This window comes from Pseudomonas sp. S3_E10, assembly GCF_054667615.1.
Genome location: NZ_CP162743.1, coordinates 4,395,441 through 4,420,214 on the forward strand (window position 1 = coordinate 4,395,441; position 24,774 = coordinate 4,420,214).

Annotated in this window: 25 protein-coding genes; 16 read left to right on the top strand and 9 right to left on the bottom strand. The window is 61.3% G+C overall.

Annotated elements, in window-relative coordinates:
• Positions 1 to 19: 19 nt before the first annotated feature.
• Positions 20 to 1,318: a mechanosensitive ion channel family protein gene (locus tag AB4N98_RS20170; protein ID WP_017527532.1), complete on the bottom strand. Its 1,299-nt coding sequence runs from the start codon at positions 1,316 to 1,318 to the stop codon at positions 20 to 22.
• Positions 1,319 to 1,511: 193 nt separating this feature from the next.
• On the opposite strand from AB4N98_RS20170, the gene AB4N98_RS20175 reads away from it, so the two are divergent.
• Positions 1,512 to 2,858 (top strand): DEAD/DEAH box helicase, encoded by a 1,347-nt coding sequence (locus AB4N98_RS20175; RefSeq protein WP_003193110.1) that lies wholly within the window; start codon positions 1,512 to 1,514, stop codon positions 2,856 to 2,858.
• 51 nt (positions 2,859 to 2,909) lie between these two features.
• Here the strand turns inward: AB4N98_RS20175 and AB4N98_RS20180 are convergent, their stop codons facing one another.
• Positions 2,910 to 3,185, bottom strand: coding sequence for a hypothetical protein (locus AB4N98_RS20180; RefSeq protein WP_017527533.1), 276 nt, complete (start codon positions 3,183 to 3,185; stop codon positions 2,910 to 2,912).
• Positions 3,186 to 3,337: 152 nt separating this feature from the next.
• Here AB4N98_RS20180 and AB4N98_RS20185 point away from each other — a divergent pair, with 152 nt between their 5' ends.
• The 5 genes from AB4N98_RS20185 (at position 3,338) to copD (ending at position 7,708) form a co-directional block, all read left to right on the top strand.
• Positions 3,338 to 3,727: a hypothetical protein gene (locus tag AB4N98_RS20185; protein ID WP_017527534.1), complete on the top strand. Its 390-nt coding sequence runs from the start codon at positions 3,338 to 3,340 to the stop codon at positions 3,725 to 3,727.
• A gap of 124 nt (positions 3,728 to 3,851) precedes the next feature.
• Positions 3,852 to 5,564, top strand: coding sequence for a copper resistance system multicopper oxidase (locus tag AB4N98_RS20190; RefSeq protein ID WP_217855291.1), 1,713 nt, complete (start codon positions 3,852 to 3,854; stop codon positions 5,562 to 5,564).
• Between the two features lie 10 nt (positions 5,565 to 5,574).
• Positions 5,575 to 6,393: a copper resistance protein B gene (locus tag AB4N98_RS20195; RefSeq protein ID WP_065878134.1), complete on the top strand. Its 819-nt coding sequence runs from the start codon at positions 5,575 to 5,577 to the stop codon at positions 6,391 to 6,393.
• Positions 6,394 to 6,443: 50 nt separating this feature from the next.
• Positions 6,444 to 6,830: a copper homeostasis periplasmic binding protein CopC gene (copC, locus tag AB4N98_RS20200; RefSeq protein ID WP_017527537.1), complete on the top strand. Its 387-nt coding sequence runs from the start codon at positions 6,444 to 6,446 to the stop codon at positions 6,828 to 6,830.
• Positions 6,827 to 7,708, top strand: a complete 882-nt coding sequence (gene copD, locus AB4N98_RS20205; protein WP_460148882.1) for a copper homeostasis membrane protein CopD — start codon at positions 6,827 to 6,829, stop codon at positions 7,706 to 7,708. The genes copC and copD overlap by 4 nt, the downstream gene beginning before the upstream one ends.
• Here the strand turns inward: copD and AB4N98_RS20210 are convergent.
• The 3 genes from AB4N98_RS20210 to AB4N98_RS20220 all read right to left on the bottom strand — a co-directional run bounded on the left by AB4N98_RS20210 (position 7,705) and on the right by AB4N98_RS20220 (position 9,745).
• Positions 7,705 to 8,571: a DUF6279 family lipoprotein gene (locus tag AB4N98_RS20210; protein ID WP_017527539.1), complete on the bottom strand. Its 867-nt coding sequence runs from the start codon at positions 8,569 to 8,571 to the stop codon at positions 7,705 to 7,707. The genes copD and AB4N98_RS20210 overlap by 4 nt on opposite strands.
• A gap of 66 nt (positions 8,572 to 8,637) precedes the next feature.
• Entirely contained in the window at positions 8,638 to 9,360 is a 723-nt protein-coding gene (locus AB4N98_RS20215; protein WP_065878130.1) for a TorF family putative porin, read from the bottom strand.
• A gap of 205 nt (positions 9,361 to 9,565) precedes the next feature.
• Positions 9,566 to 9,745 carry a hypothetical protein gene (locus tag AB4N98_RS20220; protein ID WP_017527541.1) on the bottom strand — a complete coding sequence of 60 codons (180 nt, stop codon included), beginning with the start codon at positions 9,743 to 9,745 and terminating at the stop codon, positions 9,566 to 9,568.
• A gap of 323 nt (positions 9,746 to 10,068) precedes the next feature.
• Here AB4N98_RS20220 and AB4N98_RS20225 point away from each other — a divergent pair, with 323 nt between their 5' ends.
• From AB4N98_RS20225 to AB4N98_RS20235, 3 genes are all read left to right on the top strand, one after another.
• Positions 10,069 to 10,905: a CvfB family protein gene (locus AB4N98_RS20225; RefSeq protein ID WP_017527542.1), complete on the top strand. Its 837-nt coding sequence runs from the start codon at positions 10,069 to 10,071 to the stop codon at positions 10,903 to 10,905.
• 52 nt (positions 10,906 to 10,957) lie between these two features.
• A complete protein-coding gene (locus AB4N98_RS20230) occupies positions 10,958 to 11,356 on the top strand; it encodes a DUF2177 family protein (protein WP_017527543.1) in 399 nt (132 codons plus the stop codon).
• A 198-nt stretch (positions 11,357 to 11,554) separates the two neighbouring features.
• On the top strand, positions 11,555 to 12,997 hold the full coding sequence (locus AB4N98_RS20235; RefSeq protein ID WP_065878129.1) for an NCS1 family nucleobase:cation symporter-1: 1,443 nt from the start codon (positions 11,555 to 11,557) through the stop codon (positions 12,995 to 12,997).
• Here the strand turns inward: AB4N98_RS20235 and AB4N98_RS20240 are convergent.
• The gene (locus tag AB4N98_RS20240) at positions 12,909 to 14,114 is read right to left on the bottom strand and encodes an MFS transporter (RefSeq protein ID WP_068938077.1); all 1,206 of its coding nucleotides are present in this window, start codon (positions 14,112 to 14,114) and stop codon (positions 12,909 to 12,911) included. The two genes, AB4N98_RS20235 and AB4N98_RS20240, sit on opposite strands and share 89 nt — an antisense overlap.
• A gap of 104 nt (positions 14,115 to 14,218) precedes the next feature.
• Here AB4N98_RS20240 and ptrR point away from each other — a divergent pair, with 104 nt between their 5' ends.
• The gene (ptrR, locus tag AB4N98_RS20245) at positions 14,219 to 15,112 is read left to right on the top strand and encodes a putrescine utilization regulator PtrR (RefSeq protein ID WP_065878127.1); all 894 of its coding nucleotides are present in this window, start codon (positions 14,219 to 14,221) and stop codon (positions 15,110 to 15,112) included.
• A 141-nt stretch (positions 15,113 to 15,253) separates the two neighbouring features.
• On the top strand, positions 15,254 to 15,376 hold the full coding sequence (locus AB4N98_RS20250; protein ID WP_003193089.1) for a PA1414 family protein: 123 nt from the start codon (positions 15,254 to 15,256) through the stop codon (positions 15,374 to 15,376).
• 11 nt (positions 15,377 to 15,387) lie between these two features.
• On the opposite strand, the gene AB4N98_RS20255 is transcribed toward AB4N98_RS20250, so the two are convergent.
• The 3 genes from AB4N98_RS20255 to speB are packed head-to-tail and all read right to left on the bottom strand — an operon-like array spanning position 15,388 to position 18,299.
• A complete protein-coding gene (locus AB4N98_RS20255) occupies positions 15,388 to 16,902 on the bottom strand; it encodes a purine-cytosine permease family protein (RefSeq protein WP_460148883.1) in 1,515 nt (504 codons plus the stop codon).
• 21 nt (positions 16,903 to 16,923) lie between these two features.
• Positions 16,924 to 17,349 (bottom strand): YybH family protein, encoded by a 426-nt coding sequence (locus AB4N98_RS20260; RefSeq protein WP_065878123.1) that lies wholly within the window; start codon positions 17,347 to 17,349, stop codon positions 16,924 to 16,926.
• Positions 17,349 to 18,299: an agmatinase gene (gene speB / locus AB4N98_RS20265; RefSeq protein ID WP_017527549.1), complete on the bottom strand. Its 951-nt coding sequence runs from the start codon at positions 18,297 to 18,299 to the stop codon at positions 17,349 to 17,351. The genes AB4N98_RS20260 and speB overlap by 1 nt, the downstream gene beginning before the upstream one ends.
• A gap of 150 nt (positions 18,300 to 18,449) precedes the next feature.
• On the opposite strand from speB, the gene AB4N98_RS20270 reads away from it, so the two are divergent.
• From AB4N98_RS20270 to relA, 5 genes are all read left to right on the top strand, one after another.
• Entirely contained in the window at positions 18,450 to 19,343 is an 894-nt protein-coding gene (locus tag AB4N98_RS20270; RefSeq protein WP_017527550.1) for a LysR family transcriptional regulator, read from the top strand.
• 6 nt (positions 19,344 to 19,349) lie between these two features.
• On the top strand, positions 19,350 to 19,955 hold the full coding sequence (locus AB4N98_RS20275) for a tRNA-uridine aminocarboxypropyltransferase (protein WP_065878121.1): 606 nt from the start codon (positions 19,350 to 19,352) through the stop codon (positions 19,953 to 19,955).
• Between the two features lie 130 nt (positions 19,956 to 20,085).
• The gene (gene cysM, locus AB4N98_RS20280; protein WP_017527552.1) at positions 20,086 to 20,988 is read left to right on the top strand and encodes a cysteine synthase CysM; all 903 of its coding nucleotides are present in this window, start codon (positions 20,086 to 20,088) and stop codon (positions 20,986 to 20,988) included.
• Positions 20,988 to 22,340 carry a 23S rRNA (uracil(1939)-C(5))-methyltransferase RlmD gene (gene rlmD / locus AB4N98_RS20285; protein WP_065878119.1) on the top strand — a complete coding sequence of 451 codons (1,353 nt, stop codon included), beginning with the start codon at positions 20,988 to 20,990 and terminating at the stop codon, positions 22,338 to 22,340. Before cysM ends, rlmD begins: the two co-directional genes overlap by 1 nt.
• Before the next feature lie 122 nt (positions 22,341 to 22,462).
• A complete protein-coding gene (gene relA, locus AB4N98_RS20290; RefSeq protein ID WP_017527554.1) occupies positions 22,463 to 24,709 on the top strand; it encodes a GTP diphosphokinase in 2,247 nt (748 codons plus the stop codon).
• Positions 24,710 to 24,774: the final 65 nt, after the last annotated feature.

Consider the following 24,774-nt stretch of genomic DNA (forward strand, 5'->3'; position numbering starts at 1 on the left):
ACACCGCTGAGCCGAGGCGTTATATAGCGCGGTGTTCGGTGGTCGGCAAGTGGCTGGCCCCCACCACCGCCGGCAACATCCCCGCGCGTAAGTCATTGCCACTCGGCTGCTGATATAAGCTCAAGCCGAACTCCGGCAGCACCGCCAGCAGGTAATCGAAGATATCGCCCTGGATGCGCTCGTAATCGGCCCACGCCGTGGTGCGGGTAAAGCAGTAGATCTCCAGCGGCACCCCCTGGGCGGTGGTTTGCATCTGGCGCACCATGCACGTCATGTTCGGCTGGATGTCCGGATGGCTTTTCAGATAAGCCAGGGCGTAGGCGCGGAAGGTGCCGAGGTTGGTCATGCGCCGGCGGTTGGCCGACAGTTGCGCGGTGTTGCCCTGGGCCTCGTTCCAGGCCTTGAGCTCGGCCTGTTTGCGGCTGATGTAGTCGGTGAGCAGGCGAACCTGGGTCATGCGGACTTCTTCATCGTCATGCAAAAAGCGTACGCCGCTGGCGTCGATGTACAGGCTGCGCTTGATCCGGCGGCCGCCCGAGGCCTGCATGCCGCGCCAGTTCTTGAACGACTCGGACATCAGTCGCCACGTGGGAATGGAGACGATGGTCTTGTCGAAATTCTGCACCTTGACCGTGTGCAGGGTGATGTCCACCACATCGCCGTCGGCGCCGACCTGGGGCATTTCGATCCAGTCGCCCACGCGCAGCATGTCGTTGCTGGTGAGCTGCACACTGGCGACGAACGAGAGCAGGGTGTCCTTGTACACCAACAGAATTACCGCCGACATCGCACCCAGGCCCGACAGCAGCAACAGCGGCGAACGATCGATCAGGGTGGCGACGATGATGATCGCGCCAAACACGAACAGCACCATCTTCGCCAATTGCACGTAGCCCTTGATCGAACGGGTACGCGCGTGTTCGGTGCGTGCGTAGATGTCCAGCAGGGCATTGAGCAGGGCGCTCATCGCCAACACCAGGAACAGAATGGACAGGGCCAGCGCAACATTGCCGATAAACAGGATGGCGGTCTTACTCAGGGCCGGCACCAGGTACAGGCCGAACTGGATCACCAGCGACGGCGTCATCTGCGCCAGGCGGTGGAAGACTTTGTTGTGCCGCAGGTCATTGAGCCAGTGCAGCGCCGGTTGCCGGCCGAGCAGTTTGACGGCGTGGAGGATGAGGTAACGCGCCACCCGTCCGAGTAACAGGGCGACGACCAGCAACACCAGAAAACCCAGGCTGGCATGCAGCATCGGGTGTTCGTCGAGGGCGCCCCAGAGGTCTTGGACGTTGAGCCAGAGCTGTTTGATATCCATGGGTGAAACCGATTCTTCTGTTAAGACAAGATGGGGCGATTAGAGCATTTAAGTGCTGCAAAGTTGACCTTGCGTATAAATTCCATGACAAAAATCAGCTGTTTAGCCCCGTGCGCGTAAAGAAACTCGGTTTGGACGCCCGAAACCGTTACCCTATGCAGCTGATATTTTGTATTTCTTCGAGGTAGCACCCGTGTTTTCCCAATTCGCCCTGCACGAACGCCTGCTCAAAGCCGTGGCCGAGCTTAAATTTGTCGAGCCTACGCCTGTGCAAGCAGCGGCCATCCCGCTCGCGCTTCAAGGGCGTGACCTGCGGGTGACGGCTCAAACCGGTAGCGGCAAGACCGCCGCGTTCGTCCTGCCGGTCCTGAACCGTTTGATTGGCCCGGCCAAGGTCCGCGTCAGCATCAAGACCCTGATTCTGCTGCCGACCCGCGAGTTGGCCCAGCAGACCCTCAAGGAAGTCGAGCGCTTCTCGCAGTTCACGTTCATCAAGTCCGGCATTATCACCGGCGGCGAAGACTTCAAGGTCCAGGCGGCCATGCTGCGCAAGGTGCCGGACATCCTCATCGGCACCCCGGGCCGCATGATCGAGCAACTCAACGCCGGCAACCTTGACCTCAAGGAAGTCGAAGTGCTGGTGCTGGACGAAGCCGACCGCATGCTCGACATGGGCTTTGCCGACGATGTGCAGCGCCTGGTCGGCGAATGCGTCAACCGTCAGCAGACCATGCTGTTCTCCGCCACCACCGGCGGTTCGACCCTGCGCGACATGGTCGCCAAGGTGCTGAACAACCCTGAGCACTTGCAGGTCAACAACGTCAGCGACCTGAACGCGACCACGCGTCAGCAGATCGTCACTGCCGACCATAACGTGCACAAAGAGCAGATCCTCAACTGGCTGTTGGCCAACGAGACCTATCAGAAGGCCATCGTGTTCACCAACACCCGCGCGGCGGCCGACCGCATCTACGGTCGCCTGGTGGCCCAGGAATACAAGGCGTTCGTGCTGCACGGCGAAAAAGACCAGAAGGACCGCAAGCTGGCCATCGACCGCCTCAAGGCCGGTGGCGTGAAGATTCTGGTCGCCACCGACGTCGCTGCCCGCGGTCTGGACGTGGACGGCCTGGATCTGGTGATCAACTTCGACATGCCGCGCAGCGGCGACGAGTACGTGCACCGTATCGGCCGTACCGGGCGTGCCGGCAACGATGGCCTGGCCATCTCGCTGATCTGCCACGGCGACTGGAACCTGATGTCGAGCATCGAGCGCTACCTCAAGCAGTCGTTCGAGCGCCGTACCATCAAGGAAGTCAAAGGCACCTACACCGGGCCGAAAAAGGTCAAGGCCTCGGGCAAGGCAGTTGGGGTGAAGAAGAAAAAGACCGACGCCAAGGGTGACAAGAAGAAAACCGGCGCCAAGTCGCCGACCAAGCGCAAGATCGCCAACCGGCCGAAGACCGACAACCTGTCGCTCGTCAGCAAGGACGGCATGGCCCCGCTCAAGCGCCGCAAGCCAGAAGCACCCGCTGCCGAGTAAGGCGCCGGCTGCTGTGAAAAAAAACCGGACATTGTCCGGTTTTTTTTGCCTTCAGTTTTTGGCCTTGGCGGCGGCTTCTTTCAGCTCTTTGAGGCGTGCGTCGATCAACTGGCACTTATCGGGCAATCGCGCGCTTTCGGTGTCCAGGTCCATTTTTTGTAGCTCGGCATTCATCTCCTTGGCCTGGGTCGGGTTTTGCTCGGTCAAACGGGTGACTTCCTTGGCCAGCGCTTCACGCTTGGCCGTGGCTTCTTCGGGCGTGCAGGCCCAGGCGGGCAGGGCGGTAAGCAGGGCGGCGGCGATGGCCAGGGTTTTCAGGGTGCTCATGGTTCGGACCTCCTTGGTAATGATGTGCGGTTGAGGGGGCGAACGTCTGGAAAGTTCAGAGAAGTGACGCTCGTCCGTTTGGCTGAACGGCTGCCGACGCGGTGTGTCACTCCTTATGACGGGCTACTTTTTCGCCTGCAGGAGGAATCAGGATGACGACTTACAACTGGGATTTGATCGAACGTCTGCTGCATGAAGTGCAGAACGGCGAAGGCAGCTTTGCCCCACGCAAATACGCCGAACAGGAAGCAGCGGATAAGGCCACGGCAGGCGAGGACACCGGCAACCTGGATGCGCTGAAGAAGACCGCCGCCGATTACGAGGCGTTGCTGTTCAAGCGCGGTTTTATCGAATCACGCCCGGAGGAAGAGGGCGGCAATGGCGAGAATTTCATTTTGACGGCGCTGGGCGCGCAATTGCTGGCGCTGATCGACAGTTCCATTCCGGGCAATGACCACCCGCGCCAGGTGCTGGACGAGCAAGCGGATGCGCTGGACCCAGCGACATTTGCCGACGTGGCCTCCAAGGCCCAGATCGCCTGACCTCATCACGCGCCGGCACCCGCCTGGCCGGCGCGAAACTGTCGGATCGGTAATCTGCCGCTAAGGTTGCTGACAGCCGGCGCCGCCTAATCTGCTGCCATTCAACTCATGGACTTGAATCGGCATGCATTCCACTACCTCCAGACGCACTTTCGTCAAAGGCCTGGCCGCCGGCGGCCTGTTGGGCGGGCTCGGGCTTTGGCGCCCCCCGGTGTGGGCGCTGACCAGCCCCGACCAGCCGACGGTGCTGGCGGGCACTGAATTTGATGTGTTCATCGGCCAGACCGTCGTCAACCTTACCGGCCAGGCGCGCACCGCGTTGACCATCAACGGCAGCCTGCCCGGCCCGCTGTTGCGCTGGCGCGAAGGCGACACCGTGACCCTGCGCGTAAAAAACCAGTTGGCCGCGCCTACCTCGATTCACTGGCACGGGATTGTGCTGCCTTCGACCATGGACGGCGTGCCAGGGCTGAGCTTCAAGGGCATCGAGCCGGGCGGCGTGTTTGTCTATCAGTTCACGCTCAAGCAGCACGGCACCTACTGGTACCACAGCCATTCGGGGTTCCAGGAGCAACAGGGCGTGTACGGCCCTTTGGTGATCGACCCCAGGGAGCCCGAGCCTTACACCTATCAGCGCGATTACGTGGTGATGCTGTCGGACTGGACCGACGAAGACCCGGTGGCCCTGATGAAGACCCTCAAAAAGCAGTCCGATTACTACAACCTGCACAAACCTACCGTGGGTGATTTTGCGCGCGATGTGGGCAAGCAGGGCTGGTCGGCCACCGTTGCCGACCGCTGGATGTGGGCGCAGATGAAGATGAACCCCACCGACCTTGCCGACGTCAGCGGCCAAACCTACACCTACCTGCTCAACGGCCAGCCGCCCGGTCGGAACTGGACCGGGCTGTTTCAGGCCGGGGAGACGATTCGCCTGCGCTTTATCAATGGCTCGGCGATGACCTATTTCGATGTGCGCATTCCGGGCCTGAAAATGACCGTCATCGCCGCCGACGGCCAGCCGGTGACGCCGGTCAGCGTGGATGAGTTGCGCATCGCGGTCGCCGAAACCTTTGATGTGCTGGTGGAGCCCACGGCCGAGGCTTACACCTTGTTTGCCCAATCGATGGACCGCACCGGCTATGCCCGAGGCACCCTGGCCCGGCGGGCCGGCGCGGTGGCCCCGGTGCCGCCGCTCGACCCACGTGTCTGGCTGAGCATGCAAGACATGAGCATGGGCGGCATGGACCACGGCGCCATGGCGGATATGCCCGCAATGGAAGGCATGGACCACAGCATGGGCGCGATGCCGATGCAGGCGCACCCGGCCAGCGAGGCAAACAACCCGCTGGTGGACATGCAGGCCATGAACCCGCTGCCCAAGCTCGACGACCCCGGTATCGGCCTGCGCGACAACGGCCGGCGGGTGCTGACCTACGCCGACCTGCGCAGCACGTTCGAGGACCCTGATGGCCGTGATCCCACGCGTACCATCGAGTTACACCTCACCGGGCATATGGAGAAGTTCGCCTGGTCATTCAATGGTGTGAAGTTTTCCGATGCCGAGCCTCTGCAACTCACCTATGGCGAGCGCGTGCGGCTGGTACTGGTCAACGACACCATGATGAGTCACCCGATCCACTTGCATGGCCTGTGGAGCGACCTGGAGGACGAGAACGGCCAGTTCCAGGTGCGCAAACACACCATTGATATGCCGCCGGGGTCGCGCCGCAGTTACCGCGTGACCGCCGATGCCTTGGGCCGCTGGGCCTATCACTGCCACCTGCTGTACCACATGGAAATGGGCATGTTCCGTGAAGTGCGCGTGCATGAATAAGGAAGCGAATATGAGCCACCGGGTTTTAGCGGTTTGCATGGCGCTGGTGTTCAGTTCGCTGGCGACCGCCGAAGAAGAGTTCCAGGGGATGAGCCCCGCAGTGCCGGCGTTGACCGAAAGCCGCACGCCGATCCCGGTGCTGACCGACGCGGACCGCGCGGCGGTGTACAACGAGCCGGGCGGGCACAACGTGCATGACAGTGCCGTGCATTCGATGCTGCTGTTCAACCAGTTGGAATGGCAGGGCGGTGAAGGCAGTGGGGCGCTGAATTGGGACGTCAAGGGCTGGGTCGGCGGTGACGTCGACCGCCTGTGGCTGCGCAGCGAAGGCGAGCGCAGCGCCGGGCGTACCGACAGCGCCGAAGCCCAGGCGTTGTGGGGGCATGCGATCAGCCCATGGTGGGATGTGGTGGGTGGCGTGCGCCAGGACTTCAAGCCCGATGACAGCCAAACCTGGGCCGCGTTCGGTGTGCAGGGCATGGCGCTGTACAACGTCGAAGCCGAGGCGACGCTGTTTGTCGGCGAGTCGGGACGCACCGCCGCGCGGCTGGAAGGGGATTACGACGTCCTGCTGACCAATCGCCTGATTCTGCAGCCGACCGCCGAACTCAACTTTTATGCGCAAAACGATCCGCAGCGTGGCGTGGGGGCGGGCTTGTCGCAGAGCGAACTGGGCCTGCGCTTGCGTTACGAAATACGCCGGGAGTTTGCGCCTTACGTGGGTGTCAGCTGGAACCGCACCTATGGCCAGACGGCGCACTACGCCCGGGAAGAAGACGAAGACATCAGCCAATGGCGCTGGGTCGTCGGTGTGCGCCTGTGGTTTTGAGCTTTTTCTTATACCTATAACTCGCCGCCTGGAGCGGCCTGGAGCCTTGCATGTCGATGTTGAAAACTGCGTTAGCGGGAGGTGCCCTATGGGCCGGATTAATGTTCAGCGTGTCGGTTTCGGCCCATCCGAAACTGCTGTCCTCCGCCCCTGCGGCCGGTGCCCAGGGGGCCGCGCCGGGGGTGATTGAACTGCGCTTCTCGGAAAACCTGCTGACGCAGTTTTCCGGGGCCAAGCTGACCATGACCGATATGCCCGGCATGCCCAATTCGCCGATGCCGGTGAAGGCCAGTGTGGCGGCGGGCACTGACCCCAAAGTCATGCTGATCAAGCCTGCGTCTGCGCTGACGGCAGGCACCTACCGGGTCGACTGGCGCGCGGTGTCATCCGATACCCACCCGATCACCGGTAACGTCGTGTTCAGCGTCCAGCCATGAGCGAACTGAGCCAAATCCTGTTGCGCTTCGCGCTTTATCTGGACCTGATGCTGGTGTTTGGCCTGGGGCTTTTTGGCCTCTACGGGCTGAAGGCCGCAGAGCGTACGCTGTTGAATTTCAAGAGACTGCTGGGGTGTACGGCGGGCCTTGGCGTGTTGCTGTCGATCGCATCGATGTTGAGCATCACCCAGGCCATGAGCGGAGCCACGGATTGGCCGACGTTGTGGCCGCACCTGTACATGATGCTGGCGCAGACAGACTTGGGATGGACAGCGTGCCTGCGCCTGGCGGCGCTGGTGCTGGTCGCCTTCAGCGCCAGCCTGCATCTGGCCACGCTGTTTGGCGGTGTTGCCCTGGTGACGCTGATGTGGAGCGGGCACGGCGCGATGCACGAGGGCGCGCAAGGGGTGTGGCACATGCTCAGCGACGGTGCGCACCTGCTGGCGGCGGCGGGGTGGGTGGGTGCGTTGGCGGCGTTTGGCCTGTTGCTGATGCGCGCGTCGGTGCCGGACGCGCGCCGCGTTGAGGCATTGGCCGCTGCATTGGCGGGGTTCGAGCGAATCGGCGCGGGGTTCGTCGCCGTGCTGATCGTCAGCGGGGTGGCGAATTATCTATGGGTGGTGGGGCCGAATCTGGACGGCCTCACCGGCGGCAACTACGCGTTGCTGTTGAGCCTGAAATTGGGCTTGTTCGGCGTGATGTTGGGGCTGGCGGCGCTCAATCGCTTCCATCTCACGCCGTTTCTGCAACGCGCCGTAGCGGCGGGCGACACTGAGCCGGCCATTGCCGCACTGCGGCGCAGCATGGCCCTGGAGTTTGGCGCCGTGGTGCTGATACTCGGGTTGGTGGCCTGGCTGGGGACACTGTCACCTGTTTAGGGCGCGGCGCTCTTCAGGCATTTGAGTGCCTTGAAGTCGCTGCGTACGCCGTCGATTTTTTGCGTGAGCTTGCGGCGTTGCTGCGCAGTGCTTTGCGCCATCAGATCGACCAGCAGGCTGCGTGCGGCGGCTTCGGTCTGGGCATAGGCGGCGCGGTATTCGGGCGTCCACAGGCTTTCGCGGTCCACCAGCAGTTGCTGCATCTTTTGCGGGAAGTCGGCGTTGTGGCGTTGTCGCACGGCGTCGATAAATTGCGCCTGCCAGTTCGCACGGTTGCCTATCCACTGCGTATTCTGCTCACCCAGGGCGATGGACCAGGCCATGACGCGGTTCTGCTGGCCGGCACTGAGCGGGCCCATCCAGGTATCCAGGCGTTTGGTCATGCGCTCGGCGCGTTGCTTGATTTGCTCGGCCAGCGGCGGCTTGAGGTATTCGTCCTGGCGTTTGCGCAGGTCCTTGGCCAACGCCTCGTTCATATCCTGGACTTGTTGATCATCCAGACCCTGGAGCAACTCGATGGCTGACGGCGTGATTTCGCGGGCGACGTCGGCGATGGCCTGTTTGGCCTCGAGGGTACGGCTTTGCAGCGCGGCGTCGTTGACCTGGTTGTCATCGACCATCCGTTGCAGGCGGTCGAGCCAGTCCAGGTAACCGGGCAATTGCGTGGTGCAATGCCAGGCCAGGTGTTCCTTGAGCGTGTCGTTGAACCAGCTCTTTTGCCCGGCGTTCATGTCCAGGTAGTCGTTGAGGGTCCAGGGGATGATCACATCCAGGTTGCGATAGGCCAGGCCTACGCGATTGCAGCCGGCGAGCGCCAGGCTCAGGGTAAGCAGTATCACCAGCAGTTTGAGCCGACGCAGCATGGGTAGGTCCTGGCGCAGAGTGGGTTAATGCATGTGAACCCACGCCGAGGGCGACAGTTCAGCCCATCAATAAAACGGCCGCACGGCCTTCAAGGTCAACAGGCCGTCGCATTGCGAATTGTGCCCTGAATAGGCTGAGCAATCGCCGCCGCTGAGGCTGGAGTCGCTGTAGATCAGGTTCAGGTCAACGCCCTTCCACGCGCGGGAGAACTGCACCGACCAGTCGCTGAAACTGCTGATGGTGCCGCCCTCCACCGAGGCCGGGGTGCCCAATTGATGGGTGGTGTACTTCATGCTCACGCCGATGCCGAAGGGCTGGGTGCCGCCCAGGTCGGCGAACAGGGTGCTGTCCTGGCGGTCCGGATCGTTGCTGAACGAGGCGCCGAAACGATTGCCCAGCAGGTTCAGGCCGCCGTAGAACTCCTGACTGTCGAGTGGGCTGAGCTTGGGATAGCTGTAGTGAATCAACCCCACTTCGTAGCCCAGTGTCTGGTCGAAGGGATGTTTGAAACCCATATAGGAGTCGACTTCGAGGGTATTGGCCGAAGAAAACCCCATGTTGGGTGAAAATTGACCGAAGTACAGCCCACTGTCGTGGCTCAGGTCCAGACCGCCATGGAACGAATCGCTGCCCGGTGAGGTGGGCTTGACCAGGCCCTGGGCCATGCTGCGGCTGGGCGTGGTGCCTAATTTGAGGTCGAAGTCGCCCAACTCGCGCTGGAAAATCTGCGCTTCGGCGAGGGGGCAAGCCACTAAGGCACAGACCAGGAAAATGCAGGGTTTAAGCATGCTTCACTCCATGAAAAGCGAGGAGCAGTAACGGGAAAATCGGGCAGATGCCCGTGCTAGACGTGTGCAAGGATACCGACGTATGCCAGGCGGTGAGGCCCGTTCGTCGATTAGCACGATATTGAATGGGTGGGCGAGGTATTGCGGACTCTAGTCCTAGCGCCTTGAGAACAAGACGCTTAGGGACCAGGCATGTTGCGAGGCTTTACTTTTTACCCAGGCTGATCTGCTTGGATGGGCCGAAAGTCTGGCCGCTGACGCCCTTGGCAATTTGTTGGATTTCGCCACCGGACTTGAGGAAAGCCGCGATTTGGTTGTTGATCGATTCGCTGGTTTCAACGGCGGGAGCTGGCTTTGCTTTGCTGTTGGATGCTTTTACGCGCATGGCGGCCACTAACCTGTAGAAAATTAACTTGGCCAGGCATCGTACAGGAAATACTTGACAATTGCTTGGTAAATATCCCCCCAGGAATAAGCGTTGCGTCGAATCATCGGCAAACTTGCTGTTGGAAATTAGCCGCTAACTTACTGTTTTAACTCGAAACCACGCGGCGAATCGGCGCTGGCGGCGGGACGAAATTCAGCCGATTGATCGGACGAGCGGGGCGGTGCCACTGGAAGGCCACGCCAGGCCGCGATTTTTCAGGTGCGCGCGCGTGGCGGGCGCAACTCGGGTAGAATGCCGCCCACGCAATGAGGGTATTGGAAATGGCTTTAGTCGGGCGCTACAACAGCTTGCAAGTGGTTAAACACACTCACTTTGGTTTGTACCTCGATGGTGCGCAAGATGGCGAAATCCTCTTGCCTAATCGGTATATCCCCAAAGATATTCCCAGTGAAGATGAAGACTGGCTTAACGTTTTCATTTATCTGGACAGCGATGACAAACTTATCGCGACCACCGAAAAACCCAAAGTTCAAGTTGGCGAATTCGCCAGTTTGAAAGTAGTGGAAGTCAACAGTATTGGTGTCTTCCTCGATTGGGGTTTGCCAAAGGACCTGTTGCTGCCGTATTCGGAAGAAAAGCGTCAGCTGACCGCCGGTGAATATTGCGTCGTGCACGTCTACCTCGACAAGCACACCAAGCGTATTACCGCGACCGCACGTCTTGACCGCTACCTGGACAAAACCCCGGCCAACTACCAGGTCGGCCAGGAAGTCGACCTGCTGGTGGCCGAAGCCACTGACATGGGCTTCAAGGCGATCATCAACAACAAGCACTGGGGCCTGATCCACAAGAACGAAGTGTTCAAGTTCCTGCGCCCAGGCAAGGAAGAGAAAGGTTTTATCAAAGAGATCCGCGCCGATGGCAACATCAGCCTGAGCCTGCAGCCGGTTGGCCAGGAAGCGGCCTCCAGCCTGAACTCGAAGATCCTCGCCAAGTTGCGCGAAAACAACGGCACCCTGCCGGTCAGCGATAAGAGCGATCCGGTGCTGATCAGCAACTTGTTCGGCGTGAGCAAAGGCAACTTCAAGAAAGCCATTGGTGCGCTCTACAAACAGGGCCAGATTGTGATTCATGCCGATCGCATTGAACTAAGCTGAATGCGCTTTGCTCTTTTGTAGGCGCCAATCGGCGCCTACAGAGGCTGCGTCCATGTCCAAGAAAATACTGTTTGCCTACCTCGGCACTTTGCTCGCCTTTCTGATCCTGGACGGGCTCTGGCTCGGCGTCCTCATGGGCCCTACCTACAAATCCCTGCTGGGCCCGCTGATGCTCGATCAGCCACGGCTGTTGCCCGCTGTACTCTTCTATCTCTTATACGTTCTTGGTTGCGTGGTGTTCGTGGTCTTGCCCAGCGTCAGTTGGCAGCGTTCTGCGCGCCTGGGGGCGCTGCTTGGCCTGGTTGCCTACGGCACGTATGACCTGAGCAATTGGGCCACGCTGCAAGGCTGGTCCGCCGGGTTGGCGCTGATGGACATGGTCTGGGGAACCTTCCTGAGCGCCGCTTGCTGCACGGTTGGCTACTTGTGTGCACAACGGGTGCACCGATGATTGTGTACAGGATCCCTATGCACCGTTGCTGAGCGTAGCCCTTACGACTAAACCCACGTCAGTGTCTTTGGTGTCCCGTGTTAGAGGGATTGTGTGCTATTGGCACGTATTCTGCTGACTGCCTCGTATACAAACCATGCCGCCTCCCGTATGCACCACCGCAACGGAAGCGCAGGCCGGTATTTCGAGGAGCCAGCGATGACCGAACAATTGCCCAAAGGCTACAGCCCGCGTCTGTACAACCAAGACCTGGGCCCACTGCCGCAAAAATGGACCTGGTACAACATCTTCGCCTTCTGGATGAGCGACGTGCACAGCGTCGGGGGTTATGTATTTGCCGCCAGCCTGTTCGCCTTGGGCCTGGCCAGTTGGCAGGTGCTGATCGCCTTGCTCGCCGGCATCTGCATCGTGCAGTTGGTCGCCAACCTGGTGGCCAAACCCAGCCAACAGGCGGCGGTGCCTTATCCGGTGATTTGCCGACTGGCGTTTGGTGTATTTGGCGCGAACATTCCTGCGGTGATTCGCGGTTTGATTGCGGTTGCCTGGTACGGCATTCAGACCTACCTTGCCTCCAGCGCCTTGATCATTGTGGTGCTGCGTTTTTTCCCACAGATGGCGGTGTATGCAGAGCCGCATTTCGCCGGTCTGTCTTACCTGGGCTGGTTTGGTTTCCTTAGCCTGTGGGTGCTGCAGGCTGCAGTGTTCTGGGCCGGCATGGAATCCATTCGGCGCTTTATCGACTGGGCCGGGCCGGTGGTGTATGCGGTGATGTTTGCCCTGGCCGGTTGGATTGTGTGGAAGGCCGGTTGGGCGAATATCAGTTTTACGCTGTCGGAAAAGGCCCTGTCGGGCTGGCAAGCGGTTGGTCAAGTGATCGTGGCCACCGCGTTGGTGGTGTCGTATTTTTCCGGGCCCACCCTGAATTTCGGCGATTTCAGCCGTTACTGCCGAAGCATGCAAGACGTGCGGCGCGGCAACTTCTGGGGCTTGCCGGTGAATTTCCTGGCGTTCTCCCTGGTCACCGTGGTGATCGTCTCGGGCACCTTGCCGGTGTTTGGTGAAATGCTTCATGACCCGATCGCCACCGTTTCGCGCATCGACAACAGCATGGCCGTGCTGCTGGGCGCCTTTGCCTTTGTGACGGCGACCATCGGCATCAACATTGTCGCCAACTTCGTTTCGCCGGCCTTCGATTTCGCCAACGTGGCGCCAAGCAAAATCAGCTGGCGCGCCGGCGGGATGATCGCCGCCGTGGCCTCGATCTTCATCACCCCGTGGAACCTGTTCAACAACCCGCTGATGATCCATTACACCCTGGACATCCTCGCGGCGTTCATCGGGCCGCTGTTCGGGATTCTGCTGGTGGATTTTTACCTGATCAAAAAACAGCAGATCGACGTGGATGCGCTGTTCGACGACAGCCCGAATGGGCGTTACTACTTTGACGGCGGCGTGAACTGGACGGCGATCAAGGCGCTGGTGCCCGCGACGCTGACGGGCGTCGCGATCACCTTCACGCCGGCGCTGCAAGGTTTGGCCAACTTCGCCTGGTTTACCGGGTGCTTGCTGGGTGGGTTGTTTTTCCTGGTGCTGTCACGGCGTGAACAGATTCGCGCGCCTGCACCGTTGGTTGCCAGCTGACCAACACGCCTCCCGCCAGTAACAGGCCTGCACCGGCGACCACCAACGCCGGTTGCAGGCCGCCGCTCAGGTGACTGCTCACCGAGGCCAGCAATGGCCCGCCCAATTGGCCGATGGCGAAGCTGGCGGTGAGCAACCCGGTGCTGCGCTGGTAGCCGTGTGGCGCGACATCGCGCAGACGGGCCATCACCAATTGCATGCACGCCAGAAATGGCCCGCCGCACAGCAACACGCCCAGTGCCAACCCCCAGCCATTGCCCAGCAAGCAGGCGAACACCCCGGCCGCTTGCAGCCATAACGTGGTCATCAGCCAGCGACGTGTAGTGGTCGGGTCCTTGCGGCGCAGGCTTGCGACTCCCACGCCAATCGCGGCGATCAGGCCAAAACATGGCCAGAACAGGTCGGCCTGCCAGGCACCGTTGAACTGCGCGCTGGCCATTTGTGACAGAAAGGTCGCCGGAATGATGTAGCCCAGCCCGAATAGCACATAAACCCAGCACAGGTGCGTGATGCTGCCGGCGTTGCCCGAAGCGCTGTGGTGCGGGGACGGGGCGCTGGCGCAGGGTTTGGGTAAAAACGGCAGGATCGCCAGCAACATCGCCAGCGCTACGGCGCCATACAGCAGCCACAACGTGGCGGAATTTTGCCCCAGCAGGTTTGAGCCCAGCGCCAGCAAACCGGTCAACAAAATCCCTAGTCCCGGCCCGGCAAATACCAGGGCACCCAGGTGCGGGCGTCCGGCAGCGATCGCCAACGGCTGGCTCAGGCTGGTGATCATCACCAATACCCAGGCACTCGCCACGCCGGTACCAAAGCGCAATAACAGGTGCGGCAAGAAGCCATGGGCCCAGTACGACACGAACGTGAGCAGCACACATAGCCACAGCCCCGCGTACAGCCGGCTCCTGACATGGTGATGGCTGCGGGCGAAAATCGAATCCACCGCGCCCACCAAATAGCCGAGGTAATTCGCGGCGGCGATCAGGCCGGCGTCGGTCAGGTCGATCTGCCCTTCACTCAGCATATGGGGCATTTGGGGGGTGAGGGCGAAGCGGCCAATGCCCATGGCCATCATCAGGGCAATACAACTGGCGAGTAAGCGAGTGAGGGGTGACATGGTCAGTGTCCTGCTGAGAAAACGAATGACCTTCAGCCTAAGGTGGATTGACTTTCTGTAAAATTGAATAATAGTGAGCAACTTGTTTAGTTTTGGAGAAAGGTATGGAGTTCAGTCAATTGCGCATTTTCCAGGCCGTGGCGCAAGAAGGCTCTATTACCCGGGCGGCCGAGCGCCTGCACCGTGTGCCGTCGAACCTGTCGACCCGACTTAAACAGATGGAAGAGCAGCTCGGTGTTGACCTGTTCATACGCGAACGCCAGCGTTTGCAGCTTTCTCCTGCGGGCAAAGTGTTACTGGACTACAGTGCTCGCCTGCTGGCGCTGCACGACGAAGCCCACGGTGCCGTGCAAGGAGGGCAGCCGGTCGGCGACTTCGTGTTGGGCAGCATGTACAGCACCGGCGCAGTGCATTTACCCGGGCTGCTGGCGCGTTATCACAAGGCTTACCCGATGGTGAATTTGCAGGTGCAGTCCGCGCCCAGCGGTGAGCTGCTGGAAGGGCTGATCACCGGGCGGCTGGATGCAGCCTTTGTGGACGGCCCAGTGACCATCGCCACCTTGGACGGCGTGCAATTGTGCGAGGAAAAACTGGTGCTGATCTGCGAAGCCGATCACCCACCCGTACAGGGTCCTCAGGATGTGATCGGGCGCTCGGTATTCACGTTCCGACGCAGCTGCGCCTATCGCACGCGTCTGGAAAACTGGTTCTCCAACGAACACGTGCCCATGGGGCGGGCCATTGAGATTGAGTCGTACCAAGGCATGCTCGCCTGTGTGATCGCCGGTTCAGGTGTGGCGTTGATGTCCCAGTCCATGCTCGACAGCCTGCCCGGCAAGGACAGCGTGTCCGTTCATCCGCTGACTGGGCATTTTGCCACTGCGACAACCTGGCTGATGTGGCGAAAGGGTATGCTCGGCGCTAACCTCAATGCATGGATCGACCTGCAGCAAGAAGGCACGGCCGCGTTGGCGAACGACACGCGCGCCATTGCTTGACCGGTCCGTCAGCATTTGGATGAATCCAGTAATAGTTCGTTGTGGTTTCGTACAAGCAATACGTAGGACTTAGGGCTACTATCTATGTAGGAAAAGGCGACAAAACTGCGCCGAACCGTACTACCCTCAAAGGGGGCAATCATGAAAGAGAAAATCCAGAACTGGCTCCATGACCTCGGCGTGGCCCTGGGCTTGATCGAGCCGCCGCTGCAGCCCGTGCCAATTCGTACGGATGACGAGCAGCGTCGTCCTCGGCGCAGGTAAGATCCGATTTTTTACGTTGTAGGTGCGCTCGTTGTGGCGAGGGAGCTTGCTCCCGCTGGGCTGCGAAGCGGCCCTTCGGGGCCATACACCGCAGCCGGTTCCGGAAACAGGCGCAGCAACGTCAGGTACACCACCGACGCCAACCCCAGGCTCACCGGCAAACTGATATCAATGCCGTCGGCCAAATTGCCCAGCGGCCCGACAAACTGCCCCGGCAGATTCACGAAACACAGGCCCACCAGCGCACTTGGGACCCACGCCCCCAGCCCACGCCAGTTCCAGCCATGGCTGAACCAGTAGCGCCCGCCGGTTTCACCGCGGGTGAACACTTGCAGGTCATCCGGGCAGTAGAAACCGCGACGTGCGATCAGGCCGATGATCATCATCACCATCCACGGCGTGGTGCAGGTGATGATCAGCACGGCGAAGGTCGACACGCTTTGCACCAGGTTGGCGGCGAAACGTCCGATAAAGATGAAGGCAATCGACATCACCCCAATCAGCAACGTGGCCTTGACCCGTGACAGCAGGCGCGGAAACACACTGGACATGTCCAACCCGGTGCCATACAACGCGGTGGTGCCGGTAGACATGCCGCCAATCACCGCGATCAGGCACACCGGCAGGAAAAACCACGTGGGTGCCACCGCCAGCAGACCGCCGACGTAGTTGCTGGCCGCGATGTAGTCCGGGGCCTTGATCGCCACGATGGTCGCGGTGGCGAGGCCGAACAGGAACGGAATCAACGTGGCGATCTGTGCCGCAATCACGGCAAGAAGGATGCGCGCTTTCGGCGTTTCACGCGCAATGTAGCGCGACCAGTCACCGAGGAACGCGCCGAAGGAAATCGGGTTGCTCATGGCCACCAGCGCCGCACCGATAAACGCCGCCCAGAACCCGGGCTGGCCCATGGCGACGCTGCCGGCGAAGTGGCTGTCGAAAGCCTTCGCGAACGCGAATATCCCCAACAGGAACAGCAGGCTCGCCGCCCACACCGCGATGCGGTTGACCCACAGCATGAAGCGAAACCCGTAGATGCACACGGTGAGCACCATCACGGCGAACAGGCCGTAGGCCAAGCCCAGGGTCAGGTCGGTTTCCGGCAGGCCAACCAGACGTTTCGCACCGCCGACCAGCGCATCGCCTGAACTCCACACCGACAGTGAGAAGAAGGCAATTGCCGTCAGCAGCGACAGGAACGAGCCGACAATCCGCCCATGCACACCAAAGTGCGCACCGGAAGACACCGCGTTATTGGTGCCAGTGATTGGCCCGAACAGACCCATGGGCGCCAGGATCAGCGCGCCCACCAGCACGCCCAGCACAATCGCCCAGGCACCGGCCTGGAACGACAGGCCGAACAGCACCGGGAACGCGCCCAGTACGGCGGTGGCAAAGGTATTGGCACCGCCGAAGATCAGACGAAACAGATCCGTGGGGCTGGCGGTACGTTCGTGGTCCGGGATCTGTTCGACCCCGTTGGTTTCTATTTTGCGAATACTGTTGTCGTTGTTTTTATTATTCATGATCAGCTCCGATCACATTGGCTAAGGGGGCGGCAGCCCTTCCGGCATAGCGGACAAATGTTCGTGACAGGCCAGCCACAGGCCTTGTTTTTGTTGTGCGCGCAGCCTTTGCCGTTTGAAGACAATGGTCTCGCGTTCCTGGCTAGAGAATTGCTCCCCGTTCATGCGCAGCTCGGTGGCCACGTCATGCACAAATATCGCCACGTCCTCACCTTGTAGGCTGACGAACGCATTGCTTGAAGTGCATGACAACACTTCAAAGCCCTCGTCCCGACGCCAGCCGTCCCACAACGCCTGGTAGGCCTCGCGACTGAGCAGCGGCCGGGGGAGGGTATAAAACACGAAGCTGGCATCGGCCGTGAACGCGCCGAAGTAGGCGTCGCGGTCATTGCGAGCGAAGGCCGCCACCAGCACGGCGGCGGCGTGCAGTACCTCGCGCGTGCTCATCAGCGATGCGCCACGCCGGGCAGTACGCAGAGCATCTCGTACAGCAGGTTGGCGCCGAGCAACGAGGTGTTGCCGGTGGTGTCGTAGGGCGGCGAAACTTCGACCAGGTCGCAACCAATCAGGTCGAGGCCCTGGCAGCCACGGATGATCTCGATCGCCTGGATGGTGGTCAGCCCGCCGATTTCCGGGGTGCCTGTACCGGGTGCCCAGGCCGGGTCGATACCGTCGATGTCGAAGCTCAGGTACACCGGGCCGCCGCCGACTTTTTCGCGTACTTCGGCCATCAGCGGTGCGAGGGAGCGATGCCAGCACTCTTCGGCCTGCACCACACGAAACCCCTGTTTGCGGCTCCAGTTGAAGTCTTCGGCGGTGTAGCCCTGGGCACGCAGGCCTATCTGCACCACGCGGTCGCAATCGAGCAGGCCTTCTTCCACGGCGCGGCGGAAGGTGGTGCCGTGGGCGATTTTCTCGCCGAACATATGGTCATTGACGTCGGCGTGGGCATCGATGTGCACCAGCCCGACCTTGCCGTGTTTTTTGTGGATCGCCCGCAGGATCGGCAGGGTGATGGTGTGGTCACCGCCGAGGGTCATGGGGATCACGTTGTGTTCGAGGATCTCGTCGTAGGCCTCTTCGATGATGCGCACGGCGTCGAGTAGGTTGAAGGTGTTGATCGCCACGTCGCCGACATCGGCCACCGACAGCGAGTCGAAGGGTGCGGCGCCGGTGGCCATGTTGTACGGACGGATCATCACCGATTCGGCGCGAATCTCGCGTGGCCCGAAACGGGTGCCGGCGCGCAGCGAAGTGCCGATGTCCAGCGGCACGCCGATAAAGGCGGCGTCCAGGCCCTTGGCCGTTTGCAGGTGGGGAAGACGCATCATGGTGGCGATTCCGGCAAAGCGCGGCATTTCATTGCCGCCCAGTGGTTGATGGTAAGTCTTGTCCACGGGAGTGCCTCAGCGTTGTTGTGTTTGTCTTGGGCCGATTCTGCGAAAAGCTGAGGCGGGGAAGAATCGGCTGGGGCAAATACTTAGTTCAGATTTTTCTAAACTAACGCCTGGGGTAAACTCGCCACAAAATGTGTTCCTGGAGCCTTCATGGCCAACGCCTTGCCCGACCTGAAACTGCTGCGCATCTTCGTCAGCGTCGTGCGGCACCAGGGGTTCGCCAATGCCCAGCACGAACTCAACCTGTCGACGTCGGCCATCAGCACTTATATGAGCCAACTGGAATCGGCACTCGGGCTGGTGCTGTGCCATCGCGGCCGGGGCGGCTTCAGCCTGACCAGCAAGGGCGAGTTGTTCCATCAGGAAACCCTGCGCCTGCTCGCTGAGCTCGAAGGCTTCGAGCAGTACGCCGCCGCGTTGAAAGGCGAGTTGCGCGGCACCCTGAAGCTTGGCGTGCTCGACTCAACCGTCAGCGACAAGGCTCTGCCGTTCGCCGAAGTGATCGGCGCCTACAGCCTGGAACACCCGGCGGTGCACCTGAATTTATCGGTGATGAGCCCTTACGAATTGCAACTGGGCGTGCAGGACAACCGTCTGGACCTGGCCATCGGCGCTTTCTCCAACCGCATGAGCGGGCTGATCTACATGCCGCTGTACCGCGAGCAGCACTGGTTGTATTGCAGCACGCGGCATCCGCTATTCAATGAGCGGCGCATTCCCGAGCCAGTGATCACTCAGCAGCGCATGGTCGGGCGCGGCTACTGGAGCCAGGCGGAGCTGGCGCGCCACGGCTTCAAGCACAGCGCCGCCACGGTGGAAAGCATGGAGGCGCAACTGATCCTGGTCCTGTCCGGTGCCTACATCGGGTACCTGCCGGAGCACTACGCCCAGGCCTGGGCGGATAAAGGCGATTTGCGCGTCCTGCTGCCTGCGACCTTCGGTTACCAGGCGCCGTTCTCAATGATCATGCGCCGTGGCCGCAGCCGCGAGCCGCTGATCCAAACGTTTCGCGATCTACTCAAAGCACAGCTCAACCAGGCCTGAAAAACCATGTCCAGACCCCAGTGTTCCCGTTGCCTCAGGCCAATCAGCCACTGCTTGTGCGCGCTGATCCCCAGCCTCGACAGTCGCACCCGCGTATTGCTGTTGCAGCACCCGAGTGAGGTCGGCCACGCGCTCAATACTGCGCGGTTGGCGGCGTTGGGCTTGAGCAATGCGCAATTGGTGGTGGGGGAGGTGTTCGATGATTTGGCTACGTTGTTGAGTCCGCCCGGTTATCAGGCTCGGCTGTTGTTTCCCGCCGACGACGCCCAGCCGCTGCAAACCTATGCGCCTGATGAGCAACCGCTGTTGCTGGTGGTGCCCGACGGCACCTGGCGCAAGGCGCGCAAACTGCTGCATCTGAATCCGCTGCTGGCGGCGTTGCCTCGGGTGACCTTGGCCGAGGGCGGCGTGTCGCGTTATCGACTGCGCAAGGCGCCGGGGCCGGGAGCGCTGTCGACGGTAGAAGCCATCGTGCGGGCGTTGCAGGTGCTGGAGGCGCCGCTTTCGTTCGAGCCGTTGCTCACACCTTTCGAAGCTTTGATTGAGGGGCAGATTGCGGCGATGGGGGAGGAGGTTTTCCAGAGAAATCATGGCGACGGGCATTTGGGGTAGGAGGATGCCTGCCCAGCCACTCCACTCCGCGCTTATTCCTTTAAGCCATAAGCACCACACTTTGCGTGATATGGCCCGCCGGCCTTTCCCGGTATGATGTGCGCCCCGCAGTCTGGATTGCGAATACGCCATGACCTTGCAGTACCCAACAATCGCCGATTGCGTCGGCAACACGCCCCTGGTCCGCTTGCAACGCATGGCGGGTGAAACCAGCAATACCCTGTTGCTCAAGCTCGAAGGCAACAACCCGGCCGGCTCGGTAAAAGACCGCCCGGCGCTGTCGATGATCACCCGTGCCGAGTTGCGCGGGCAGATCAAGCCCGGCGACACCCTCATCGAAGCCACCTCGGGCAATACCGGAATCGCCCTGGCCATGGCTGCGGCGATCAAGGGTTACAAGATGGTGCTGATCATGCCCGACAACGGCAGCGCCGAGCGCAAGGCGGCGATGACCGCTTATGGCGCCGAGCTGGTGCTGGTGACCCAGGAAGAGGGCATGGAAGGCGCCCGCGACCTCGCCGAGCGTATGGCCGCCGAAGGCCGTGGCCAAGTGCTGGACCAGTTCGCCAACGGCGATAACCCCGAGGCGCACTACACCAGCACCGGCCCGGAGATCTGGCGCCAGACCCAGGGCACCATCACGCATTTCGTCAGCTCCATGGGCACCACCGGCACCATCATGGGCAACTCGCGCTACCTCAAGGAGCAGAACCCGGCGATCCAGATCGTTGGCCTGCAGCCGATGGAAGGCGCGGCCATCCCGGGTATTCGCCGCTGGCCCGAAGAATATCTGCCGAAGATCTACAACGCTGCGCGGGTCGATCGCATCATCGACATGGCCCAGCGTGAGGCTGAAGACACCACTCGCCGTCTGGCTCGTGAAGAAGGTATTTTCTGCGGCGTGTCGTCCGGCGGTGCCGTGGCCGGTATGTTGCGCCTCTCCAAAGAAGTGGAAAACGCGGTGATCGTCGCGATCATCTGTGACCGAGGCGACCGTTACCTGTCGACCGGCATCTTCGACGAACCCAACTGATGGCCAAGCACGAGAGAGGCCTGCGCTTCCAACCGACGGGCGGCAGCCGGGCCCCGCAGGTTCCAGTGGGCAAGAAGCAACGCCTGACCATCGAGCGGCTGGCCAACGACGGCCGTGGCATCGTGTTCTTTGAAGGCCGCACCTGGTTCGTCAATGGCGCGCTGGCCGGCGAAGATGTCGAAGCGCGCGTGTTGGGGGCCCATGGCAAAGTGGTCGAGGCCCGCACGGAGCGGGTGTTCAAGCCCAGCGAACTGCGTCGTCCGGCGCCGTGCGCGCATGTTGGCCGCTGTGGCGGTTGCAGCGTGCAGCACTTGCCCCACCACGAACAACTCGCCCTGAAACAGCGCATGCTCGCCGAACAACTGTCCCGAGTGGCCGGTGTCGAGCCGCAAGAGTGGGCGCCACCTTTGAGTGGTCCGGAGTTTGGCTACCGACGCCGCGCCCGCGTGGCTGTGCGCTGGGATGCCAAGGCGAAAAAACTCGAGGTGGGTTTTCGCGCCGTGGCCAGCCAGGATATCGTCGCCATCGATGATTGCCCGGTGCTGGTACAGGCCTTGCAACCGATCATGCAGCGCTTGCCGAACATGCTGCGCCGCCTGAGCAAACCCCAGGCGCTGGGGCATGTGGAGCTGTTCGGCGGTTCGTCCATCGCCGTGTTGCTGCGACATATGGCGCCGCTGTCCGAAGCGGACCTGCACGTCTTGAAAGAATTTTGCAGCTTTCATGAGGCTCAATTATGGCTGCATGGCGAAGGCCGGCCGGAACCCGTCGAGCCCGATCAGGCCCTCGGTTTTCGCTTGGACGCATGGGATCTGGATCTGGCTTACCGGCCAGGAGATTTCGTGCAGGTCAATGCCGGGGTCAACGAGGCGATGGTTGCCCAGGCTCTGGAATGGCTGGCACCGCAGCCTGATGAGCGGGTTCTGGACCTGTTCTGCGGCCTGGGCAACTTTGCCTTGCCGCTGGCCAAGCAGGCGCGGGAAGTGGTGGCGGTGGAGGGTGTGCAGACCATGGTGGACCGGGCGGCACACAATGCCCTCAGCAACAATTTGCATAATGCGCAGTTTTTTCAGGCCGATTTGTCCCAGCCTTTGACTGACGCGGAATGGGCCAAACAGGGCTTTTCTGCGGTACTCTTGGACCCACCCCGCGATGGTGCCCATGAGGTTGTGCGCAAGCTCGCCACTCTGGGGGCCAAGCGCCTGGTGTATGTGTCCTGCAACCCCGCCACGCTGGCGCGGGACACAGTTGAGTTGGTCAAGCAAGGCTACCGGCTAAAACGTGCCGGGATCCTCGACATGTTTCCGCAGACAGCGCATGTCGAGGCCATGGCGTTATTTGAAGCGGGCTAGGATGCCCGTTTAATCCGACTGGCCTGCGTTCTCCAAGGCCTGTGAACTGCCACGGAGCTCGCAGTAAAAGGTCGGCGATGATTCTGGCGCATCGAAGATGCGTCATAGGGAAGGTAAGCAAGATGGTACAGGTGAGAGCACACCAGCCGATCAACACTGACGGCAGTATCAATCTCGAGGCATGGTTGGATCATGCCGTCAGTGTCGATCCGGCACTGGACCGTGAAGCCTTGAAAGCAGCCTGCGAGTTCGCTCGTGAGTCTGAACAGCAAGACAATGCGGCCAAGAACCTGTGGGCCGAGGGCACTTCCAGCTTTCGCACCGGCCTTGAGATCGCCGAGATCCTCGCCGACCTCAAGCTGGACCAGGATTCGCTGATCGCCGCCGTGCTCTATCGCGGCGTGCGCGAAGGGCACATCCCGTTGGCCACCGTGGGCCAGCGTTTCGGCTCCGTGGTGGCCAAGCTGATCGACGGCGTGCTGCGCATGGCTGCCATCAGCGCCAGCCTCAGCCCGCGCCAGTCCCTGGTGTTGGGCACCCAGGGCCAGGTCGAGAACCTGCGCAAGATGCTGGTGGCGATGGTCGACGACGTACGCGTCGCGCTGATCAAGCTGGCCGAACGCACCTGCGCGATTCGTGCGGTGAAGACCGCCGACGACGAAAAGCGCAACCGCGTCGCCCGCGAAGTCTTCGACATCTACGCGCCGTTGGCGCACCGCCTGGGTATTGGCCATATCAAATGGGAGCTGGAGGATTTGTCCTTCCGCTACCTGGAGCCCGATCAATACAAGCAGATCGCCACGTTGCTGCATGAGCGGCGGCTCGACCGCGAACGCTTCATTACCGACGTGATGGGCCAACTGCGTGCCGAATTGCAGGCCACCGGCGTCGATGCCGACATCAGCGGCCGCGCCAAGCACATCTATTCCATCTGGCGCAAAATGCAGCGCAAGGGCCTGGCCTTCAGCCAGATCTACGACGTGCGTGCCGTGCGCGTGTTGGTGCCGGAAATGCGCGACTGCTACACCGCGCTGGGCATCGTGCACACCCTGTGGCGGCACATCCCCAAGGAGTTCGACGACTACATCGCCAACCCCAAGGAAAACGGCTATCGCTCGTTGCACACGGCGGTGATCGGCCCCGAGGGCAAGGTGCTCGAGGTGCAGATCCGCACCCACGCCATGCACGAAGAGGCAGAGCTGGGCGTATGCGCGCACTGGCGCTACAAGGGTACCGACGTCAAGGCCGGCTCCAATCAATACGAAGAAAAAATCTCCTGGCTGCGCCAAGTGCTCGAATGGCATGAAGAGCTGGGTGACATCGGCGGCCTGGCCGAACAGCTGCGGGTGGATATCGAGCCGGACCGGGTCTATATCTTCACCCCCGACGGCCACGCCATCGACCTGCCCAAGGGGGCCACGCCGCTGGACTTCGCCTACCGCGTACACACCGAAATCGGCCACAACTGCCGGGGCGCGAAGATCAACGGGCGCATCGTGCCGCTCAACTACAGCCTGCAGACCGGTGAGCAGGTCGAGATCATCACCAGCAAACACGGCACGCCAAGCCGCGACTGGCTGAACCCGAACCTGGGTTACATCACCACCTCGCGGGCGCGGGCTAAGATCGTGCACTGGTTCAAGCTGCAGGCGCGCGACCAGAACGTCGCCGCCGGCAAGACCTTGCTCGAACGCGAACTGGCGCGCCTGGGCCTGCCTCAGGTGGACTTCGACAAGCTGGCCGAAAAGGCCAACATGAAGATCGCCGAAGACATGTTCGCCGCCCTTGGCGCCGGCGACCTGCGCCTGGCGCAACTGGTCAACCTGGCCCAGCAACTGGTCGAGCCCGAACGCGGTAACGAACAGTTGGAACTGATCCCACGCAAAGCCACCGGCTACAAGCCCGGCAAGCGCGGCGATATCCAGATCCAGGGCGTGGGCAACCTGTTGACGCAAATCGCCGGTTGCTGCCAGCCGCTGCCGGGCGACGCCATCGTCGGTTACATCACACAGGGCCGTGGCGTGAGCATTCACCGCCAGGACTGTGCCTCGGTGCTGCAACTGGGTGGGCGCGAGCCGGAGCGGATTATCCAGGTCAGTTGGGGCCCGGTGCCGGTGCTCACCTACCCGGTAGACATCATCATCCGTGCCTACGACCGTTCCGGTTTGCTGCGTGACGTGTCGCAAGTACTGCTCAATGAGCGGATCAACGTACTGGCGGTCAATACCCGCTCGAATAAAGAGGACAACACGGCGTTGATGTCCTTGACCATCGAGATCCCGGGGTTGGACGCGTTGGGGCGGTTGCTGGGGCGTATTTCCCAGTTGCCGAACATCATCGAGACCCGGCGCAACCGCACACCCTCATGAATAGCTGGATGAACACGGTTCCAACGTGTGGGAGGCAGTGTTCGTACCTGATCGGAAAGAGACTG

Coding starts and splice junctions, on each gene's coding strand:
- AB4N98_RS20170 (WP_017527532.1), bottom strand. CDS start 1,318: ATGGATATCAAACAGCTCTGGCTCAACGTCCAAGACCTCTGGGGCGCC.
- AB4N98_RS20180 (WP_017527533.1), bottom strand. CDS start 3,185: ATGAGCACCCTGAAAACCCTGGCCATCGCCGCCGCCCTGCTTACCGCC.
- AB4N98_RS20185 (WP_017527534.1), top strand. CDS start 3,338: ATGACGACTTACAACTGGGATTTGATCGAACGTCTGCTGCATGAAGTG.
- AB4N98_RS20190 (WP_217855291.1), top strand. CDS start 3,852: ATGCATTCCACTACCTCCAGACGCACTTTCGTCAAAGGCCTGGCCGCC.
- AB4N98_RS20195 (WP_065878134.1), top strand. CDS start 5,575: ATGAGCCACCGGGTTTTAGCGGTTTGCATGGCGCTGGTGTTCAGTTCG.
- copC (WP_017527537.1), top strand. CDS start 6,444: ATGTCGATGTTGAAAACTGCGTTAGCGGGAGGTGCCCTATGGGCCGGA.
- copD (WP_460148882.1), top strand. CDS start 6,827: ATGAGCGAACTGAGCCAAATCCTGTTGCGCTTCGCGCTTTATCTGGAC.
- AB4N98_RS20210 (WP_017527539.1), bottom strand. CDS start 8,571: ATGCTGCGTCGGCTCAAACTGCTGGTGATACTGCTTACCCTGAGCCTG.
- AB4N98_RS20215 (WP_065878130.1), bottom strand. CDS start 9,360: ATGCTTAAACCCTGCATTTTCCTGGTCTGTGCCTTAGTGGCTTGCCCC.
- AB4N98_RS20220 (WP_017527541.1), bottom strand. CDS start 9,745: ATGCGCGTAAAAGCATCCAACAGCAAAGCAAAGCCAGCTCCCGCCGTT.
- AB4N98_RS20225 (WP_017527542.1), top strand. CDS start 10,069: ATGGCTTTAGTCGGGCGCTACAACAGCTTGCAAGTGGTTAAACACACT.
- AB4N98_RS20230 (WP_017527543.1), top strand. CDS start 10,958: ATGTCCAAGAAAATACTGTTTGCCTACCTCGGCACTTTGCTCGCCTTT.
- AB4N98_RS20235 (WP_065878129.1), top strand. CDS start 11,555: ATGACCGAACAATTGCCCAAAGGCTACAGCCCGCGTCTGTACAACCAA.
- AB4N98_RS20240 (WP_068938077.1), bottom strand. CDS start 14,114: ATGTCACCCCTCACTCGCTTACTCGCCAGTTGTATTGCCCTGATGATG.
- ptrR (WP_065878127.1), top strand. CDS start 14,219: ATGGAGTTCAGTCAATTGCGCATTTTCCAGGCCGTGGCGCAAGAAGGC.
- AB4N98_RS20250 (WP_003193089.1), top strand. CDS start 15,254: ATGAAAGAGAAAATCCAGAACTGGCTCCATGACCTCGGCGTGGCCCTG.
- AB4N98_RS20255 (WP_460148883.1), bottom strand. CDS start 16,902: ATGAATAATAAAAACAACGACAACAGTATTCGCAAAATAGAAACCAAC.
- AB4N98_RS20260 (WP_065878123.1), bottom strand. CDS start 17,349: ATGAGCACGCGCGAGGTACTGCACGCCGCCGCCGTGCTGGTGGCGGCC.
- AB4N98_RS20270 (WP_017527550.1), top strand. CDS start 18,450: ATGGCCAACGCCTTGCCCGACCTGAAACTGCTGCGCATCTTCGTCAGC.
- AB4N98_RS20275 (WP_065878121.1), top strand. CDS start 19,350: ATGTCCAGACCCCAGTGTTCCCGTTGCCTCAGGCCAATCAGCCACTGC.
- cysM (WP_017527552.1), top strand. CDS start 20,086: ATGACCTTGCAGTACCCAACAATCGCCGATTGCGTCGGCAACACGCCC.
- rlmD (WP_065878119.1), top strand. CDS start 20,988: ATGGCCAAGCACGAGAGAGGCCTGCGCTTCCAACCGACGGGCGGCAGC.
- relA (WP_017527554.1), top strand. CDS start 22,463: ATGGTACAGGTGAGAGCACACCAGCCGATCAACACTGACGGCAGTATC.